The organism is Scytonema hofmannii PCC 7110 (assembly GCF_000346485.2).
In the GTDB taxonomy this organism is placed as follows: Bacteria; Cyanobacteriota; Cyanobacteriia; order Cyanobacteriales; family Nostocaceae; genus Scytonema; species Scytonema hofmannii.
In genome coordinates this window covers 11000048-11020835 of record NZ_KQ976354.1, presented here as the reverse complement: position 1 = coordinate 11020835, position 20788 = coordinate 11000048, and the positions used below count along the sequence as shown (strand labels likewise).

Below are 20788 nucleotides of genomic sequence, written 5' to 3'. Positions count from 1 at the left end.
ATGTATAAAAAACGCAGCCAAAGTGTGTAATAACTTGGGCTAGTAAGTGATGTAAAATCAGTTATTGTCGCTGAATTCAACAAAATTTTTGTCATTTTAGTATGTTTGAAGCTGAGCTTCAAGCGCGATTTTGACTGGCTGTGTCTTAGTCTAAAAATTGTTACAAACTCTTAACGCAGATAAAAACAAAAATTAGAGGGATGAGTAATCATGAGGATTCTCATTGTAGAGGATAATGAATTGATCGTGAAATCACTCACTGCACTCCTCCATTATCAAAGTTATGCAGTTGAAGTGGCAACAAATGGTCAAGTAGCTTGGGACTTAGTACAAGCTTTCAACTACGATTTGATACTACTCGATATCATGTTACCGGGACTTGATGGTATTAGCCTGTGTCGCCAGTTGCGATCGCACGGTTCTAAAGTCCCCATTCTTTTGTTAACAGGTCGAGATAGTGGTCATGATAAAGCAATGGGGCTAGATGCAGGAGCAGATGATTATGTGGTAAAACCTTTTGATTCCAAAGAATTAGTTGCTCGTATCCGCGCTTTACTGCGTCGGAATAGCTCCACTCTATCACCTATATTAGAGTGGGGTAAATTGCGCCTTGACCCCAGCAATCTTGAAGTGCGCTATGAAACACAACCCATACAGTTAACATCCAAAGAGTATGCTCTTTTAGAGTTGCTGATGCGATATCCTAAAAGAGTGTTTAGTTGTGATGTAATTCTCGAACATATTTGGTCATTTGAAAACACACCGACAGAAGAAGCAGTTAGAACTCAAATCAAAGGATTGCGACAAAAGCTAAAGGCTGTGGGAGCCGCCGCCGATTTGATTGAAACTGTTTATGGTATTGGGTATCGTCTCAAAGCTTTACCAACAAAACCAATCAGTAACATCTCTCTTAAGGGGGAAAGTAAACAGCAACAGCAGACATCATCTGCATTGACTGAAGTTCAGAGTCGGTTTAAAAAAAGAATTAACCAGCATATAGCTGTCCTCGAACAAGCGGCTACAGCGTATTTACAAGAGACACTGAATCAGGAACTACGGACTCTTGCTGAACGAGAAGCTCAGATACTAGTGGGTTCATTGTCTCATTATGGTTTGAACAAAGGCGCACAGTTAGCTCGTACAATCAAACATCATCTCCAACTCAGCCAACCTTCAACTAAAGAAGCCAAATACTTGCATAAGTTGGTGATGGCTTTACGTAAAGAGATTGAGTCTTCATCCCAAGGAGCGGTGTCAAAGTTGGCAAATTCAAAAGACGGGCGTCCCAAGTTATTAGTAGTTGATAGCGATCGCCAACTGGCGCGTGAATTAGTGATTAGGGCTGAAGCTCAAGGAATTATTGCAGAAGTAGCTACAACCTTATTTGAAGTTAGGGATAAAATTGACTGTGTCCGTCCTGATGCGGTTTTACTTGACCCCATTGTTGGCAATACAACTGAAGAGAGTTTTGCCCTGTTAGCAGAACTTTTGTTACAAACGCCACCAGTACCTGTTGTAGTCTTTACAGCCCATAGCAATTTGGATGCTCGTTTGAAAGTGGCTCGATTGGGGGGACGCACTTTTTTACAAAAGCCAATACCTGCAAATGATGTGATACAAGTCGTCACGCACATCTTGCAACCAACTAACGTCGGTTCAGAAGCAGTGGTGATGGTTGCAGACAACAATCCCCAAACCCCAGCCACTTTACGAGCTTTAATAGAGCCTTGGGGACTGAAAGCAATAGTAGAGAACGATCCTCAACAGTTTTGGGAAACTCTAGAAGCATCTGCACCGGATTTGCTGATCGTGAACCTCGATATGCCCAACTTGAATGGAATTGAACTGTGTCAAGTGGTGCGAAATGATGTACGGTGGGGTGGATTGCCAATTTTATTCCTTGCCAAGAATATAGATACCACAACTATTCATCAAATTTTTGCTGCAGGTGCAGATGACTTTGTCAGCAACCCCATCGTGGGATCGGAACTAGTCACTCGCATCCTCCATCGGTTAGAACGGACTAAACTGCAACAGAGTTTAGCAGAAATTGACCCACTAACTAGAGTGTATAACCGTTATCGAGCCACTCAAGACTTGAACAAACTACTACGCTTGAGTTTGAGGCACAATCAACCCATGTGCTTGGCTATTCTAGAATTAGACCACTTCAAGCAAATTAACAGTGATTTTGGTCATGCATCTGGTGATGCCGTGCTGCGTCAACTCGGACAACTTCTACAGCAATCATTTCGTGGGGAAGATGTTGTATCGCGTTGGGGCGCAGAGGAATTTGTAGTTGGTATGTATGGTATGACTCGAAGTCACGGACTCCAACGGGTTGTTCAAATTCTAGAAACACTACACGAGCACGAGTTTATTGCCAGCAATAACAGCAAGTTTCAGGTAACTGCCAGTGCAGGTATAGCCCAATATTCTGAGGATGGCGATGATTTGCAATCTTTATACAAATCTGCCAATATTGCTCTCGATCGCGCTAAAGCAACTGGATGCAACTGCGTGTTACCTGCACTCATAGAAAATTGACTTTACAACTCTTCAGAATTGTTACGTTGCAGCATCCATTCAACCATTAATAAATGGCTCCCTCTCTCCGTGCTCATCAGTCCTATTAATTCTCCTATACTTGCATTAAAAATAACATCGGCAAATTTTGGTTTTAAGTTGTATCGGTAAATTTTCCCTTCACAACCACAGCGATTGCGCCGCCTCTCATCAGCTATGAGTTGGTATGGGTTGAATCTTAATTAATCTTAAATTAGGTGGTTAACAATAGTCAACAATATTGCATTTTCTAAACTTATACATTTTTCTGCTTTCTTGCAATTGACTTGATGGTACAGAATTGCGAAGACCTACGTAAGTCACATTGACGAAGAGAGTATTTTTAACGGAGTTAACACGTAACTCGACTGATGATGTTGCTACTTCATCCTCACAAGATTCTCACATTGTTACCTTAGCATGAAAGCATTCCGGTAAAAACAACGCGTCCTGAAAACCGTCAAGATATCAAGTTTAGGGGCTGGCGATCGCAGTCATGCTCTACCCAATTTTAATATCAACTGCTTTATCAACGATTTCTTAATCTACCCGCGACTGGAGGTCAAAAATACCATGAATTACTGCCCTTGCTGCACCGACCAGTTATTGCGCCACGTCCGCTCTCAAGGAGTTTATTGGTTTTGCCCATCCTGTCGGCAAGAGATGCCAAACTTTAGCAAAGAAGTTAAAAAAATTAACTTGCTTGAAATAAATATTAAAAATCCTTGCAAAGTTGCCGAATTTAAGATCAACAGGTCAAGAAAAGCTGAAAAAGTTTTGGCTTCATAAAAAGGTTTGGAAGTTGCTCGCTGAATCCTGTTATCTTTAAAATTATTTAATTATCTCGCCTCATTTCTCGTTCTGGTGGCTCTGACTTGAAAATAGGGAATAGGGAGTGGGGAGTGGGGAAGAGGGATTTTCATGTAAGGCAAGTGAAAATTTAGAAGCCTCGGCTGGGAACGAGAGCGTCTGAACGTCTTATTATTCTTGGCTTCTGCTGAAGATCTTGCCAAAAAATTTATCCATCTTGTGGGGTGGGCGTCAAGGCCTGCCTCACTTCTTAATATAATTTTATAACTTGCATAGCCTCAGTCAACCTAACTATGAATGGGGTGGGCGTCAAGGCCTGCCTCACTTCTTATATACAAAGGTAGTTTAGCAAAGCACCCACCGCCACAGCAGATAGTGTTGTGACGGTGTTTTTTTTTACCTTCTACCCTCTGCATTATTTCTGATAAGGCAAAAGATAATTAATCTCATTTTATATGACTTCATTTGTGAATTGACTTCTTGGCTTTTGTAATATTACAATTTATACCTTGATTTAGGTTATAAAAGAGGGTAAATTTCTTAAAATATATAAATTCTCTTTGTTAACAAACACTTTTTTTAAACCTGTTATAAAGTCATCAGTAAAATCACGCAGTCACTTATGAAGTTTGTAAAGGGCATTCTATGATTATCCAGAATATGGAATTATCTCTAGCTAATTATGAAATCAGTAAAACCACTTACAAAGAAAATAAAATTAACATTCTTCTGGTAGATAATTGCCGTAAAAATTTACTTGCTTTAGAAGCAATTCTGGGTTGTCTCAAACAAAATTTGGTAAAAGCAAACTCTGGTTATGAAGCCTTGCGATTTCTTCTAAATGAGGAATTTGCCGTGATTTTACTGAATGCTCAAATGACGGAAATGGATGGATTTGAGACAGCCAAGCTTATTCGACAACGACAGAAAACTGAGCTAACGCCAATCATTTTCATTCTTCCGACATTTAGCCAATCTGAAGATTCTATCTTTAAAGGTTATGCGTTAGGTTTAGTAGATTATGTCTTGAAACCTATTTCCGCAGAAGTACTGATAGCCAAAGTTAAAGTATTTGTAAATTTGTTTAAGATGACGATGAAGTTAGAACAACAAGCAATGCACTTCAAAACTATTCACAAAGAACTTCAAACTCAAATTGCTGCTCGCCAAGCTGTAGAATCGGAGCTAAGCAAGTCTCTCAAAAACTTATCAGATATTCAATTTGCTTTAGATAGAGCTACTATTGTGGTCATTACTGATGCTAAGGGAGTTATCACCTATGTAAATGATAAGTTCTGTGAAATTTCCCAATACTTTCGAGAAGAACTCATTGGAAAAACCCATCAACTTGTCAATTCTGGTTATCATTCCAAAGCTTTTTTTCAAAACCTTTGGTCAACTATTTCCCAAGGAAAAGTTTGGCAAGGAGAAATTAAGAATAAAGCTAAAGACGGAACATATTATTGGGTTGACACTGTTATCGTTCCATTTCTCGATAGTGAGGGAAAACCGTTTCAATATTTAGCGATTCGCTTTGACATCACTTCACACAAACAAGCACAGGAAAAACTACAGCACCAAGTTTTTTATGACTCCCTCACAGGTTTACCCAACCGTGTCAAGTTTTTAGATTGCTTAAATCAATGTATCAAGCGGACTCAAACTAACTATGACTATCATTTTGCTGTGTTGTATATCAGCCTGAACCGCTACCAAATGATTAAGTACAGCCTCGGTCACTACCAAGGCGAACAACTGCTCATTGAGGCAGCATGTCGTTTTTTGACGTACTTGTGTCCTGTAGACATACTCGCACGAGTGGGAGAAGAAGAGTTTGCTATCTTGCTGGCATATACTCCCAATGCACAGGATGCAGAGTTTGCAGCAAAACGCATCCATCAAGCCATGAAATTACCTTTTAAACTTATGGAGTCTGTGGAATCTTGTACTGCTAGCATTGGCATCGTTCATAACGAGATTGATTACAGTCAAGCTGAAGATTTTCTGCAGGCGGCAGATACTGCAATGCATTATGCCAAAAAGCACTTAACGTGCAACACGGCGGTGTTTAATACGAATATGCAGTTGCAAGTTGTTGCCAGACTGCAAATGGAAGCAGAGCTTGCTCAAGCAATTCAACTCCAGAAGTTACATCTCAACTACCAGCCCATAGTGTCACTCATAACTGGAGAAATCACTGGTTTTGAAGCGTTGGTTAGATGGCAGCACCCCAAACAAGGGCTGATTTCCCCAAATGATTTTATTCCAGTTGCAGAAGAAACAGGGCTAATTATTGCCCTCGGTCAATGGGTTTTAATGGAAGCTTGTCGGCAATTACGTCACTGGCAAGAGAAATTACCCAAACGCTTGCCTGTTTCCATCAGTGTGAATTTATCTGGCATTCAACTGGTTCAACCTGATTTGGTGGAACAAATTGACCAGATTTTACAAGCGGTGGGTTTGAATAGCTCTTTTTTAAAGATAGAAATTACTGAAAGTGTTTTGATGAATAATGCTGATAAAGCAGCCACCGTCTTGAAGCAACTGCAAGAAAGACAAATTCAACTGTTGCTTGACGATTTTGGTACTGGTTATTCTTCTTTGTCTTACTTACACTGTCTTCCCATCAATGCTTTGAAGATTGACCGTTCGTTCATCCGTCAAATAGCTGTTGGGAGTAAAAATTCCGATATAGTCAGGACAATTGTTAACTTAGCCCATAGTTTGGAGTTAGATGTCATTGCAGAAGGAGTTGAGACAGAAGAACAATTAATTCATTTGCGATCGCTAGGATGTGAATATGGGCAAGGATACTTTTTCTCCAAAGCACTAAATAGTGAAGCAGTTACCGCCTTAATGGGAGCGAAACCTTGAATTTTTGCTCAAAAAATAATTCTTCCATAATTCAATACAGTTCAGTTAAGCAGTTATTTAGAAACCCGGTTTCTCTCTGTTGGAAAGCTTGATATCTCGTATGCTCAACGATGAAGTTACCGGGTTTTTGTGATTTCTGTACCGGCGCTCTAGAGTTGTAGCACCTGCTGTGCGAATTCTATTCTCCTTCTCAGACATCCTCTTATAATAGGTTTTTAAGACAAATTCTAAAAACTTCATTAAGCTTGTATAATTCACTATTACAAATACTAAGTTATCTGTCAGAATTATTGATTATTTATATACATCGGGATTTTTTACAAATCCTCATTATCTTAATATTTATTTATATATCAATGACTGAGCATAGATATATAAATAAATACGTTTTCAGACTTTAAAATCCATATTAAGCCTTATGAACACGTTTATTATTCAATGCAGCCAAGAATTAGAACCATGTTTGTGTAGTGCGGAGAAACCAACTGAACAGAAGGTTAATATTCTTCTTGTAGAAAACCACTTAGCGAATTTACTAGTTTTAGAAGAAGTCCTTAATCAATTGGGAGAAAACTTAGTTAAAGCCTTGTCTGGGGAAAAAGCCTTATATCAACTTCTCGAACGAGAGTTTGCCGTAATTTTAATGAATGTTCAAATGCCAGGAATTAATGGGTTTGAAACAGCCGAGTTAATTAGAAAACGCCCTAAGAACCAACAAACTCCTATTATATTTTTCACTACCTCCAGCGATCGCGAACAAATGATTCTCAAAGGTTATGAGATTGGTGCGGTAGATTATCTATTCATGCCAATTCAACCAGAAATTTTACTATCAAAAGTTGCAGTATTTGTCAATTCCTTTAAGGAAAAGTTAGAATTAAACCATGCTAATGAACAACTGCAAACTAAACTAAAAGAGAGTTTACTCCGAGAGCAGAGACTACAGAAGCAAGTAGAAATTCTTGATTTAGTGCAAGAAGCAATAATCGTTCGAGAGCTAGATGGCGCGATTACCTTTTGGAACCATGGTGCTGAAACAATGTATGGCTTTTCTCAACAAGAAGCTGTAGGAAAAGAGTATTGTTCGTTAATTAAAGCACAATTTCCCAAACCATTGTCAGAATTAAATAATTTCTTATTTGAAAACGGAAGATGGGAAGGGGATCTCATTCACAGTCAAAGGGATGGGACAGAGATTATGGTTGCTAGTAGCTGGGTAGTACGACAAAACAATTGGGGTGAACCTGAGATTGTGGAAATCAATAGAAATATTACAAAGTACAAGCAAACTGAAGAAGCCCTACTGACTGCTGGTGTCCGTTTAGTGGGAATTTTGGATAATGCTTCAGATGCTATTATTTCAGTAGACTCTGCCCACAAGATTGCACTTTTTAGTAAAGAAGCAGAAAAGATTTTTGGCTACGCAACATCAGAGGTTTTAGGACAAACACTTGATTTGCTATTGCCAAAACAGTTGGCAAATGGAGATTGCCAATACATTTTTGACTCTTGCCACTCAAATATAGCAAACGGCAAGATAGGAGAACGTCGGCAGATGACGGGTTGTCGTAAAAATGGGACATTCTTCCCCATAGAAGTGTCGATGTCTCCGTTGGAATTAGTCAGCAGTAACGTATTTACCCTGATTTTGCGGGATCTAACAGAGCTTAAAGCAACTGAAGCTGCCTTGCGGAGAACTGAAGCCCAGTTTCAAGCTTTTATGAATCACATTCCCCCTTTATCTTGGATTACCGATGATGAAGGTCAGTTACTTTATTGCAATAAAAGTTTTGAACGTTGGTGTCAGCGCTCGACGTGGGAAATTATTGGAAAATCAATTTTTGACTTTAATCCACCCCATCTTGCTCAACAACACCTCGAACATATCAAACAAGTTTTACAAACAGGACAAGTTCTTGAAGTGAATGAGTCTGCTATTTATCCAGATGGGACACTTGGTGAGTTTTTAGTCTATAAGTTTCCCGTGTTTGACACAGAAGAACAACTTTTAGTAGGGGGTGTAGCAATTGACATTACCGAACGCAAACAAGCAGAAGCAGATCTGCAGATAAGAAATCAAGAATTGCTCACTCTTTATAAACTTTCTGAAGTTGCACTACGGACTGATTCTTTGAAACTAGCCGCTCAAGATGCTGTAGCAGAAATTAGTTATGCAACTGGGTTTCCCAGAGTGACAATTGAACTTTACGATCCAGCAAGTCAAATGATGAGATTTGTTGGAACGACGGGAATTCCTTCACTCGCTTCTTGCGATATACCAGAAGTTTTCGTAGATCGGACTCTTTCTGGAACAGTTGTTCTGACAGGAAAGCCCATGATTAAAATTTTTAACTCTCATGAAATGGAGTCTTCCCAAATCAGAATCTATGATTCTCATCAAACAATCGGTCAACTGAATATTCGGACTTTTGTCTGTCAACCAATGATTGTCAATCAACAAGTCATTGGTGTATTGAGTTTAGCGCATCCCGAACCAGTACAACTAGATGCATCATTTCTCAGATGGTTAACTAGTTTAGCTAACTTTGTTGCCTCTTTAGTAGAACGAAAGCAAGCTGAAGTTGCTTTACACGAAAGCGAAGAACTTTACCGCCAAATGTTTCAAAATAACTTGGCAATTAAGTTGCTTATTGAGCGCGATACTGGAGCTATTGTTGATGCCAATCCAGCGGCTTGTCGTTTCTACGGTTATAACTTACAACATCTCAAACAAATGATGATTACAGACATCAATGTTTTACCTTCCGAACAGGTGTTTTCTCTCATGCAGCAACATCTATTCAATCAACAAAGTTACTTTCAGTTTCGCCACAAACTAGCCAGTGGAGAAATTCGAGATGTGGAAATTTACTCTTGCCCGGTAACTCGGCAAGGAAAAACACTACTTTACTCAGTTGTTCATGATATTAGTGCATTGAAACAGGCAAAAAGTGCATTGGAACAAGCTAATGTTCAACTTAATAACTGGGTGGAGGAATTGGAAATACGCAATCGCGAAATTGCTTTACTGAGTCAATTAAGCGATATTCTCCAAGCATGTTTGTCCATTGATGAAGCACATCAAGCTCTGGCTCGATTAGTCCAACTTTTATTTCCTGATGTATCGGGTGCAGTGTTTGTACTGAACCATTCAGAAAACTTACTTGAAGCCGTAGCAACTTGGGGAGACGTCAATGAAGCTACAGAGTTGATATTCGCACCAGGAGAATGTTGGGGACTTCGTAGAGGGCGATCGCACTTAGCAGATAGGACTACAGAAAGTATACTATGTCAACATAGAAAAAAAGATTGTTGCAAATCTTCCACCCCCATTGAATCACTCTGCATTCCCATGATGGCACAGGGGGAAGCACTAGGGGTATTGTATTTAAGTTCCAATCAACCAGAAAAACTAACAGAAGCTAAACAGCAATTTGCTGTAACAGCTGCCGAACACATCGCCTTGGGGCTAGCAAACCTACAATTGCATGAAGCCCTTCAGCAACAAAGCATCCGCGATCCTCTTACTGGATTGTTCAATCGCCGTTATTTAGAAGAATCCTTAGAACGGGAGATTAGCCGCGCCGATCGCAAACAGCAATCTGTAGGCATTATCATGCTGGATATAGACAATTTCAAACGTTTTAACGATACTTTTGGACAAGACGCGGGTGACACCGTGTTGCAAGAATTAGGTAAGTTTTTGGAAAAAAATATTCGCGGAGGTGATATAGCTTGTCGTTATGGAGGTGAAGAAATCGTGTTAATTCTACCGGAAGCATGTTTAGACGCCACTAAAAAACGAGCCGAGCAAATACGAGAAGATGTCAAGCACCTTTGTTGGCATAACCGATACCATTCTCTCGGTACGATCGCCATATCGTTGGGAGTGGCAGTTTTTCCAGAAGACGGCTTGACAGGAGAAGCAATTATTGATGCTGCTAATGCAGCTTTATATCATGCTAAACAAGAAGGTCGCGATCGGGTGATAACTGCTGCAGAATCAGTGACCAATGACCAGTGACCAGTGACCAGTGACCAGTGACCAGTGACCAGTGACCAGTGACCAGTGACAAATGACAAATGACAAATGACAAATGACAAATCAAGGGAAGAATTACAACAAGAAGTTCAAGAACTGAGCGATCGCCTTGAAATTGCTGAAGAAACTCTGCGGGCTATCTGTCAAGGAGAGGCAGATGCTTTAGTGGTTTCGGGAAGTCAAGGCACACAGATTTTTACTTTACAAAGTACTGATTCTCTTTATCTACTGTTGATAGAAGAGATGAAAGAAGGGGCTGCTACACTAACAGATGATGGATTTATTTTATACTGTAATAAAAGTTTGGCGCGTCTCTTAAAGAGATCCATAAAAAAAGTTATCGGTTCGGACTTTAATCAATATATTATACCCAGTCAAAAACCTCTATTGCAGACATTATTACAGCAAAATCGAGGACATTATCAAGGAGAATTTGACCTGATTGCTAATGATTTAACCACGATACCCGTCCATTTATGTATTAGTTCTTTGACAATGAATGATGTCAAAGCTAACTACCTTATTGTTACAGATTTGACAGAACAAAAACGAAATGAAGAAATTATTGTTGCTGAAAAACTTGCTCGTTCCATTGTGGAACAAGCGGCTGAAGCTATTGTTGTTTGTGATGAAAACGGACAGATTATTCGCGCAAGTATAGCGGCTCATCAGCTTTGCGGACACAATCTTTTGTTTCAACCCTTTGATGTGATTTTTCCCTTACAACTTTGTCAGAGTAACTGGCAACCAAAATCTTCGGGACAATTAGAAGTTACAGTTAAAGAAGAAAACAATTTGGCAACAAAAAAATTGTTTTCTGTTGCCACTGTTCTTAATGGAGAAAGTTTTCAAGGAATTGAAGTTTTTTTCCAACAAAAAGATGGACAGCAATTTAATTTACTACTCAATGCTCGTTTGCTTTCTAACCCAGAAAGCAGTTTAAAAGGTTGTATTTTAACGCTTACAGATATTACGTTTCGCAAACAAGCAGAACTGGAATTACAACGAGCAAAAGCTGATTTAGAAACGCGAGTGGCAGAACGTACCGTCCAACTTCAACAGTTGAATGCACAACTGACTAACTGGGTAAAAGAATTGGAGCAACGCAATCATGAAATTGTTTTGATGGGTAAGTTGAGCGATATGCTACAAGCTTGTTTGACGGTTGAAGAAGCATATTACACTTTATCTCGACTCATTCAATCTTTATTTCCCAATATGTCAGGAGGTGTGTTTTTGATAAACGCTTCAAAAAACTTAGTAGAGGCTGTTGCTACCTGGGGTAAAGAAACCCTTGTAAGTCAGAAAATCTTTACCCCAAGAGAATGTTGGGGATTGCGACGCGGACGCACCCACTTATTTGCAGTTGATGCTTGTAGTTTAGAGTGCAAGCATATAATCCCGAATGCTTTTTTCACAGACACTCTGTGTGTCCCAATGATGGCACAGGGAAAGGCGATGGGTGTACTGCATCTAAGTTCCCAAGTGCAAGGACAGCTAACCACAGCAAAAAAACAGCTAGCAATCACAGTTGCCGAACATATTGCATTGGCATTGGCAAACTTAAAGCTTCACGAAACGATTCAGGAGCAAAATATTCGCGATCCTCTTACAGGATTGTTTAATCGTCGTTACTTAGAAGAGTCTTTAGAACGGGAAATTCAACGAGCCAAACGCAAGCAGCTTTGTTTGGGAGTTATGATGCTTGACGTTGACTACTTCAAGCGATTTAACGATACATTCAGCCACGAGGCTGGTGATATGGTTCTGCGGGAGTTAGGGAGATTTTTAAAGAAACAGGTGCGGGGATCGGATATTGCTTGTCGTTATGGGGGTGAGGAGATGACATTAATTCTGCCGGAAACATCTTTAGAAGTTGCGAAAGAAAGAGCCGAACAAATCCGGGAAGGTGTAAAGCATCTCAAATTGCAAAATCGCAATCAAAACCTTGGCACTATGACCTTGTCTGTGGGAGTTGCGTGTTTCCCAGAACATGGTTTGACAGCAGAATCAGTTATTCATGCAGCTGATGAAGCTTTGTACCGTGCCAAAAAAGAGGGGCGTGATCGGGTTGTTTGTTCTGAAAATAGGGAATAGGGATTGAGGAACTCCTTAAACTCATATTACAAATGTAGTATGAGGTTTCAGCTTGTATCTTACTTAACGCAGATGCTTAATCTATCCGTGAACCTCTAATCTACATAATGTCGGGTCATAGAGATAAACGAGTGGATGCCATACTAGAGCGATCGCACCAACTACAACAAGCCTTAACAAATTTTGTTTTTGATGCAGACGATGAACTTGCAAAAGCGCTAGAAATCTATGCTGCGAAAAAGTCAAAAAGTGGTAATGGGGATAATTTCCACAAAGACCACGTCATTGACTCCTTTATTACAGAAGGGAGATTAGGAAACTCCACTGTGCTGGATTTATTTATCCAAAGCCATCCTCAGTTGACGAATGAAGAGCGTCAACTGATTAAAAATTGGCACCGTACATTTACTGGCTTATTCGCTGTTCAAAACATCTTACCCGATGGCTTTGAACTGATAAACTGGTTAACAGCCAAACACTATATAGTCAAGTTAAACAATAATCGAGCCAAAAAAGATACATCTCGATTAGGAAAAGGAGAAATTATACTGACTCGCATTGCTCCTGTCACTGATACTTACTGGACTTTCTCCGGTTTTTACACGCTGATGGGAAAGTTAGGTAAACCAAAACTGGCTGTAGCTATTGGTAACTTTAAGGACAATTATAAAGACCAACTTTACGGCGATGCACCGGAGTTGTTAGAAGAAGCTTGGCAATCAGTGGGGTACTATCATCAGCAATTTGTGGAATTCTTTGGTAGTGACGAAGTCACAATGCCGGGATATCGACTCAATCAAAAAATTACTGATTTTCAAGAAATCCTAATACAAACATACCTGAAGGCAGCAGGTATAGACTCTTCAAAATCATTGGAAGAAATAGCAAAAAAAGCTGGTGTTGATGAGGAAAAAATCAAAAAAGTCACTGAAGAATTGGGTGATGGAATCAACACAGTAACGCAAATGTTTAATCCTCAAAAAGGCACCAGTAAAATGGTGATTCCAAAAGTGGATTTACCTGCGGAACTTAAGAAAGCAGAACAGTTGACAGCCCTTTCTCATCCTCGTTGGGGACAGATGTTTCTCCCAACCTATGCCAAGATAAAAGCTATTTTAGCAGCAGAGGATTGGCAAAGTATAGAAGGGGCTAAAAAACTCATTCGTTTTTACTTGGAAGATAAAAGTATAAATGCTTCTATTTGGCATCGATTAGCCCAACAGTATCCAACACAGTTAGAAAAAGTGTTACAAATAGTTCTGCAACATCCAAAGTTTCGACTGCAAACGGATTTAGATGCACTGTTAGTAACATTCGATAAGCCTCTAGAACCAGAGTTACCAGAAATTGCCAGTGTCCCAATACATCTGCATAATTTATTTCAGAAAGTAGTGGTTGAGATGAGTAAATCTAAGCCTAAGGGTAAGCATCAAAAGTCAGCAAAAGGTTTTCAGCGTTTGTAATTTAGGTAGGGATGTAGGATGTAGGATACGTCTCTACAAATTCAAGAATTGACCTCTCCCCGATGTAGTTCAAAAATCAAAAAATCAAATAGGATTCCTATAGCAGTGAATTCTATTCGCTTTACACAAATTTACAATTCCTGGGTAAAATTCCCTATCTGTTTTTGATAAATTGGGTAGATTAACCATTGGATTTTCATATGACTTCCCGTATCGTCAATTTTTAAGAAGATTTAAAGTTTATCAAAATCTTCCCAATTCAGTGCTTCTTTTTCAGGAATTGTCAGGATTTTATGACTGAAAGGTTTGAGAGCAGCGATCGCTGCTCTGATTGCATTTAAGTCAATCAGATAACCAATCGATTGATGATGTATTATCAAGCTGAAATCTCCTAACAAATAGAAGGTTATTATGCACTCAACAGAAACGATAACAGAGCCGTTGGAATTAGCTTGGTGGGTGGAGATTATGACTGTATTTCCGCGTTGTAGTTATTTCTTTGGCCCTTTTATGAGTGCCGAGGAAGCAGATAGATCGAAAGCTGGCTACATCGAAGACTTAGAACAAGAAGGATCTCAAGTGATGTTTGCCCAGGTTAAGTGGTGCCAGCCTCCAGAACTCACTATTGTTGAGCATCAAGTATTTAGTAAAGGGTAAGCAACGCAAACGCGATCGCGACCTTCTTGTTTGGCGCGATACAAAGCAGCATCTGCAGCTTTCATCACAGCCCCTTCTGTCAAACCGTGTTCTGGATAGCAAGCAACTCCCAACGATAAGGATATAGCACCCAAGCTTTGGTTGTGATGTTGCATAACCAAATCCTTGACACTTTCTCGAATTAGTTCAGCACGCTCTAGAGTTGTTGCCAAAGAAGCCAATGGTAGGATTAACATCATTTCCTCACCACCATAACGACAAGCAATATCAGCTTCTCGAATATGTTTTTTCAAGAATGTGGCTAATTCTTGCAATACAGCATCACCAGCATCATGACCAAAAGTGTCATTGAAGTGTTTAAAGTGGTCAATGTCTATCATTACGATCCCAATAGTGGTTTGCTGGCGTTCCGCATGCTGAATTTCCCGTTCTAAAGTGTCTTCGAGGTAGCGTCTATTGAATAAACCAGTCAAGGGATCGCAAATACTCTGTTGCTTAAGAGCTTCATGCAGCTTTAAGTTAGCTAATCCCACAGCGATGTGTTCGGCTGTTGTTACAGCAAATTGCTGTTTTGCTACCAGTTTTTCTGGCTCTTCAGAACTTAAATACAGCAACCCTAAGGCTTCTCCTTGAGCCATCATGGGAATGCAAAGTGATTCAAAAGATGGAGAATAACTTTTTTGTTTCCTGTGATGACACGGTATACTCAAAAGATTTGCATCCGCTAAATGTACCCTTCCCCGCCGCAGTCCCCAACAATCCTGCGCTTCAAAAAGCAACTCAGTTGTAGCACCAGGGTTTCCCCAAACCGCCACTACTTCCAACAGGTTTTTTGCGCGGTTCAGCACAAAGATTGCACCCGATATGTCAAGAAACAAATGTTGAACTAATCTAGCTAATGCTTGATGTGCTTCTTCAACAGACACACAAGCCTGTAAAATATCTCTAAGTTCACCTAACGATGCAATTTCGCGATTGCGTACTTCTAATTCTTTGACCCATTTATTGAGTTGCGTATTAGCTTGCTGCAATGCTTGCTGCGCTTGTTTGCGTTCCACTAAAGATGCGACAAAGTTTGCCAAACTCGCTACCCATCTTAGAAATAATGCATCTGGTTGAATTCGTTCGAGATGAGCCAAACTCAAAGTTCCAATAACTTGTTGGTTAACTACCATTGGCTGACATACGAACGCTTGGACATTTAGTTGTTGTAAGATTGGATTGGTAGAATCTATAGTAATTCCTTCTGGTTGATACAGTTTAACCAAAGGCTGTCCTGTCAAAACAACTGTTCCAGAAAGCGTTTGGTCTATGGGAACTTCCAGACTGTTACAAGAAGCTAGTGCAGGAATTCCTGTCGCCCCAATAAATTCCATAACTTGACGATCGCGATTGTAAAGTTCAATCGCCACAGCAGGAAAACAAGTCGCTAGACTAATTTCTGTGACTGTTTCTTGAACTGCTGCTTCGAGAGATTCTGTGTTCAGAGCTATTTCAGAAATTTTATGAAGGGTGAGTAATTGTTGATTTCGTAACAAAAGGTCTGCTTCTGCTCGTTTGCGTTCGCTGATATCAACAGCTACACCACCTATTAAAGTTTGCCCGTTCACGTCAAATAATGGAAACTGATATATCAAAAACTCATAAATTTTTCCATTGGGGTTCAAGATAGACTCGTTTAATTCAAAGACATTCCCAGTACTGATAACATATTTAATACAGTTAAGTTGTTGTTGAGCAATTTCTGGTGGATAGAGGTCAAAAATTGTCTTTCCCATTACCTCTGATACTGGTTGCTCGCACCAGTTTTCAAAGCTTTTATTACAATAAACAAATTGACCATTGCCATCTGTTATCCAGCACAAAAGCGGGCTATGATTCATAAAAGCCTGAAAATTGGCTTCTGTTTTCCGTAAGGCGGCTTCCGTTGCTTTGCGCTCGCTGACATCTCTGAGGATAATAGTAAAGTAATTACCGTTAACCAACTCTAGTTGAAACATGGAAGCTTCCGAGGGAAATTCCGTTCCATCTTGGCGAAAACAGGTGATTTCACAGCGTTCTCCCATCTTATAAAAAGATGTGTCAGAGCGAAAAGATGCAAAAATATTTTGAAATTCCTGATTAGCCGCACAATCTGGAAAGAGAATATCAATTGATTGTCCCAAAACTTGAGAAGCTGTGTAGCCAAAAATCCTTTCTGCTTCTCTATTAAATATTGTAATGAGTTGGGCAGAGTTTACTAAAATAACAGCATCCGAAGAATTATCTAAAATCCCAGATAAACGAACGCCACAAGCAAGTAGTGCTTCTTCTGCTTGAGCTAATTCTAATGTTTTGACAAACAGGCTAATAAAGACTGATACCTTTGCCAGCAAAATTTCCGGTACAATTGGCTTCAACAGGTAATCAACCGTACCCATCTTAGAGCCTTTCAATAGGACTTGTTGGAGATTGCTGAAAGTTGTCAGCAAAATCATTGGGGTATTGTGATTCTTTGGATGTTTCCTCAAAAACTCTGGTGTTGCCAATTCGTCAATACCAAGCATTTGCATATCAAGCAAAATAACAGCAAATTCATGCTTGGAAAGAGAGTACAACGCTTCTTCTTGAGAATTAGCTGTCACTAAGTTATGTCCTAACTGGTTGAGTGTCTGTTCTAGAGTCTCTAGATTGGATAAATCGTTATCAACGAGAAGAATATTCACTTTTTGTTGGAATTTACTACCCGCACTACCTGAATAACATCCTGATTCTTGAGTGAGTTCAACCACAGTGTTTATCATAAAATTTCGCTCCACCCTAATGCTGAGCAAGCACTTGTCTGGTTTATCGCTAAACCATCAAATACTCAAATTTCTTGTTGATAGGTAGCAACGAAATAGAAATAAATGCGATCGCCCTTTGAGTCTATCCTTAAGGAAGCATAGCCACCTGAAGCTTGTGACAACTTCTGTAGTTTGTTGCTACTTGCACCCCTTCGTTTCAATGTTTTGATATCAATAAACAGAGAACAATATACCAAGAAACAACTATTTGCAGTTATCCGTAAATACCTAGAACTGCTCTCTGTTTCTGACTAATATTTAATGCTCAGTATTCACTAATACCAGTTAACATTTGTCATAACTGACTGTGTCAACTTAGTTACTTTCACCTTGTTTTTTAAACGTTTTATAAAATCTTGATGTTTGATATCTATAATTCTAAAGATTTTTTTTACAATAAAACATTGTATATGTACGGAAAAACAAGAGTATTAGCACTAAATGCTGATTAAGTAGTTCCTCTTAAAAGAATTATCATTTAATGTTAAGTCGAATTCTATCAAATTATAGAAATATTTTTTGTTTTACCTCTTCCTTAAGAGAGATTTTATAAAATTTATCTATTTTTGTCAAAGGACTTAATACAAAGTTTATAGTATTGCACAACAAGTATTTAGGGCGCATTGGGAAATCTATGGCACTTTATTTAGACTCGGCAATAGTCTCGGAAGCTGAAATTGCCAGTAAAATGGGATGGGTTAAAGGCATTACAACAAATCCAACGCTTTTAGCGAAAAGCAATGAACCACCAGAAATTACCCTAAAAAAATTAGCACAGTTGACAACCGGACCTTTATACTATCAGTTGACGACATCTGATTTTGATGGAATGGTGGCAGAGGGAAGAACAGCTTATGAAATTATTGGTGAGCCAACTATATTAAAGATTCCAGCAACATCCCTTGGATTTCAAGTTGTGGCGTGTTTGTCCCCAGAAATAACTTGTTCGGTAACAGCAATTTACAGTACAGCGCAAGCAGCCGTCGCACGGGAAGCAGGTGCTAGGATTGCGATCGCCTATGTCAATCGTGCCACCAAATTGTTAGGTGACGGAATTGCTTTAGTGAGAGATATGGCGAGTGTACTTCGTGGAAGCAACGTAGAAATTTTGGCAGCTAGCATCAAATCGCCACAAGAAGCTGCTGCATCTCTCCAAGCAGGAGCGGATCATCTGACACTTCCTTTAGCAATGTTGCAAGACATGACCACTCACGAACTATCGGAAAAAACTGTTGAAGATTTTAATACCAATGGTATTGGTTTGAAATTTTAGTAGTAGGCGTGTTCTTGTCATGCACGTTTACACTCAAAACAAAAAACATCCGGGAGTGTTGCCGTGTTTCCACCCCAGACGCTTTTTGATTTACACTTGCTCCTCACACACAACTAGAGAATATCATCGTCTTTGTCCAAGAGCAAGTGGGAAAGGTGACACTTTACAAACTGTACTTGGTTAGTTGTTAGTTGTTAGTTGTTATTGGGAGAACCACTCACCACTAACCAGGTTTTTTTTGCAGTTGTCTAAAATATCTTTAATGCAAAAAACGTCCGGGAGTGTTGCCGTGTTTCCACCCCAGACGTTTTTTGATTTATACTTGCTCCTCACACACAACTAGAGAATATCACCGTCTTTGTCTAAGAGCAAGTGGGAACGGTGACACTTTAGAAAGTGTACCTTCTTAAAAAGGGAGTAGGGAGTAGGGAGTAGGGAGTAGGGAGAACAACTAACGATGACAGGCGAGACGCCTATCCTACACTATTAACTACTAACTCAATGTAAAAAGTGGCGAATACCTGTTAACACCATAACTAAACCCAATTCATTAGCAGCTTTGATAGAATCTTGGTCGCGCAAACTGCCTCCTGGCTGGATAATAGCAGCGATCCCGGCGGCGGATGCAGTTCTGACCGAATCATCAAAGGGAAAGAAACCATCACTCGCTAGGAATGCCCCCTTTGTTTTTTCCCCTGCTTGTTCTAAGGCTATTTTGACAGAGCCAACACGGTTCATTTGACCTGCACCTACACCCAAGGTTGTGCGATCGCGACTAACAACAATAGCATTAGACTTGACGTGTTTGCAGACTTTCCAAGCGAACAGCAACTCTTCTAACTCTTGTTGTGTAGGTTTCTTGTCCGTGACAAATTGCCATTGACTTGTATCAGCAACTATATCATCAGCCGCTTGCACGAGAAAACCGCCTGCAATAAGTTTCACCAAATCTCTTGGTCCGTTGCTTAGCTGTGGTAATGTTAATACCCGCACCTTTGATTTAGTTGCCAAAATCTCTTGTGCTTGAGTGTCACAATCGGGCGCAACTACGCATTCTAGAAAAGTCTTTGTTAATTCAGTTGCAGTTTCAGCATCAATGGTACGGTTGAAGGCAACAATTCCACCAAAAGCAGACATAGAGTCAGCATTGAATGCTTTTTGGTAAGCTTCGTGGAGAGTATTTCCCAGCGCAACACCACAAGGATTGTTATGTTTGATAATTGCTGCGGCGGGAGAATCGGTAAACTCAGCAATCAGGGTTCGAGATGCTTCTAAGTCAACTAGGTTATTGTAACTGAGTTCTTTGCCTTGCAGTTTAGTTGCTGCAGCCCATCCAGTTGGATGAGTCCCTGTTTGATACCAAGCTGCATTTTGATGGGGATTTTCTCCGTAGCGAAGGGATTGCAGTTGTTTGCCAGAAAGATTGTAGGTGTCGAAAACTTTCTCCTCTTGAGTAGGGGAGAGGTTCTGACTGAGATACTCAGCGATCACGCGATCGTAGCCAGAAGTATGTAAAAATCCTTTTAAAGCGCATCTTTGACGAAATTCAAAAGATGGATTGCCACTCGAATGGCACATTTCTTGTAAATATTCCTCATACTGCCCTGGATCGCATAAAATCGTAACATGGGCAAAGTTTTTTGATGCGGCCCTGAGCATAGCAGGACCGCCAATATCTATTTGCTCAATCGCCTCAGGTAGAGTCACACCTTCAGTAGATATAGTTTCCTCGAAAGGATAAAGATTCACCACCACCAAATCAATGGGGCGAATCTGGTTATTTTCCAAATCTGTTAAATCTTCGGCTATGTCTCTCCGAGCCAGAATACCGCCATGAATCCGAGGATGCAGTGTTTTGACTCGTCCACCTAAGATTTCTGGTGAACCTGTATAATCAGCAACTTTTGTGACTGAAATCCCTGCATCTTTCAAAGCTTTAGCTGTACCTCCACTGCTGATGATTTCAAAGTCAAATTCTTCCACCAAGCTACGGGCAAGGTCAATTATACCAGTTTTGTTAGATACACTCAGCAGTGCTAAACGTGCCATAATTCCAAGTCTCGTTTGTATAAAAATGAGGGCAGAAGTCTATTTTATAAACCACGAAGGCGCAAAGAACGCGAAGATAGAGTTTAAAGATACAAAATTTTCTCTCTTTTGTTGCATGCCCTTTGTCCTACCT

The 20788-nt window shown here is 39.9% G+C and carries 11 protein-coding genes; 7 read left to right on the top strand and 4 right to left on the bottom strand.

Annotated elements, in window-relative coordinates; all coding sequences use genetic code 11:
- Window positions 1-210 precede the first annotated feature (210 nt).
- From WA1_RS46360 to WA1_RS46340, 5 genes are all read left to right on the top strand, one after another.
- Complete coding sequence (locus WA1_RS46360) at window positions 211-2547, top strand: response regulator (RefSeq protein ID WP_017744895.1); 2337 nt, start codon at window positions 211-213, stop codon at window positions 2545-2547.
- 1473 nt (window positions 2548-4020) lie between these two features.
- On the top strand, window positions 4021-6249 hold the full coding sequence (locus tag WA1_RS46355) for a two-component system response regulator (protein ID WP_051077066.1): 2229 nt from the start codon (window positions 4021-4023) through the stop codon (window positions 6247-6249).
- Between the two features lie 418 nt (window positions 6250-6667).
- Window positions 6668-10273, top strand: a complete 3606-nt coding sequence (locus tag WA1_RS46350) for a PAS domain S-box protein (RefSeq protein WP_017744892.1) — start codon at window positions 6668-6670, stop codon at window positions 10271-10273.
- 66 nt (window positions 10274-10339) lie between these two features.
- Complete coding sequence (locus WA1_RS46345; protein ID WP_017744891.1) at window positions 10340-12388, top strand: sensor domain-containing diguanylate cyclase; 2049 nt, start codon at window positions 10340-10342, stop codon at window positions 12386-12388.
- A 131-nt stretch (window positions 12389-12519) separates the two neighbouring features.
- Window positions 12520-13851 carry a DUF7986 domain-containing protein gene (locus tag WA1_RS46340; protein WP_026134822.1) on the top strand — a complete coding sequence of 444 codons (1332 nt, stop codon included), beginning with the start codon at window positions 12520-12522 and terminating at the stop codon, window positions 13849-13851.
- 233 nt (window positions 13852-14084) lie between these two features.
- Here WA1_RS46340 and WA1_RS57820 read toward each other — a convergent pair whose 3' ends face one another.
- Window positions 14085-14231 carry a hypothetical protein gene (locus WA1_RS57820; RefSeq protein WP_017744889.1) on the bottom strand — a complete coding sequence of 49 codons (147 nt, stop codon included), beginning with the start codon at window positions 14229-14231 and terminating at the stop codon, window positions 14085-14087.
- Between the two features lie 31 nt (window positions 14232-14262).
- Here WA1_RS57820 and WA1_RS46335 point away from each other — a divergent pair, with 31 nt between their 5' ends.
- The gene (locus tag WA1_RS46335) at window positions 14263-14508 is read left to right on the top strand and encodes a DUF1816 domain-containing protein (protein WP_017744888.1); all 246 of its coding nucleotides are present in this window, start codon (window positions 14263-14265) and stop codon (window positions 14506-14508) included.
- Here WA1_RS46335 and WA1_RS46330 read toward each other — a convergent pair.
- Window positions 14487-17291, bottom strand: a complete 2805-nt coding sequence (locus WA1_RS46330; RefSeq protein ID WP_017744887.1) for a diguanylate cyclase — start codon at window positions 17289-17291, stop codon at window positions 14487-14489. The two genes, WA1_RS46335 and WA1_RS46330, sit on opposite strands and share 22 nt — an antisense overlap.
- Window positions 17292-17356: 65 nt before the next feature.
- Window positions 17357-17494 (bottom strand): hypothetical protein, encoded by a 138-nt coding sequence (locus WA1_RS57815; RefSeq protein ID WP_158516782.1) that lies wholly within the window; start codon window positions 17492-17494, stop codon window positions 17357-17359.
- A gap of 473 nt (window positions 17495-17967) precedes the next feature.
- Here WA1_RS57815 and WA1_RS46325 point away from each other — a divergent pair, with 473 nt between their 5' ends.
- Window positions 17968-18606, top strand: coding sequence for a transaldolase family protein (locus WA1_RS46325; protein WP_017744886.1), 639 nt, complete (start codon window positions 17968-17970; stop codon window positions 18604-18606).
- A 498-nt stretch (window positions 18607-19104) separates the two neighbouring features.
- Here WA1_RS46325 and purH read toward each other — a convergent pair whose 3' ends face one another.
- Window positions 19105-20655, bottom strand: a complete 1551-nt coding sequence (gene purH / locus WA1_RS46320) for a bifunctional phosphoribosylaminoimidazolecarboxamide formyltransferase/IMP cyclohydrolase (RefSeq protein WP_017744885.1) — start codon at window positions 20653-20655, stop codon at window positions 19105-19107.
- Window positions 20656-20788 lie beyond the last annotated feature (133 nt).

Bases quoted from the DNA above. Each gene is read 5' to 3' on its own strand.
- WA1_RS46360 (WP_017744895.1), top strand. From the start codon at position 211: ATGAGGATTCTCATTGTAGAGGATAATGAATTGATCGTGAAATCACTC.
- WA1_RS46355 (WP_051077066.1), top strand. From the start codon at position 4,021: ATGATTATCCAGAATATGGAATTATCTCTAGCTAATTATGAAATCAGT.
- WA1_RS46350 (WP_017744892.1), top strand. From the start codon at position 6,668: ATGAACACGTTTATTATTCAATGCAGCCAAGAATTAGAACCATGTTTG.
- WA1_RS46345 (WP_017744891.1), top strand. From the start codon at position 10,340: ATGACAAATGACAAATCAAGGGAAGAATTACAACAAGAAGTTCAAGAA.
- WA1_RS46335 (WP_017744888.1), top strand. From the start codon at position 14,263: ATGCACTCAACAGAAACGATAACAGAGCCGTTGGAATTAGCTTGGTGG.
- WA1_RS46330 (WP_017744887.1), bottom strand. From the start codon at position 17,291: ATGATAAACACTGTGGTTGAACTCACTCAAGAATCAGGATGTTATTCA.
- WA1_RS46325 (WP_017744886.1), top strand. From the start codon at position 17,968: ATGGCACTTTATTTAGACTCGGCAATAGTCTCGGAAGCTGAAATTGCC.
- purH (WP_017744885.1), bottom strand. From the start codon at position 20,655: ATGGCACGTTTAGCACTGCTGAGTGTATCTAACAAAACTGGTATAATT.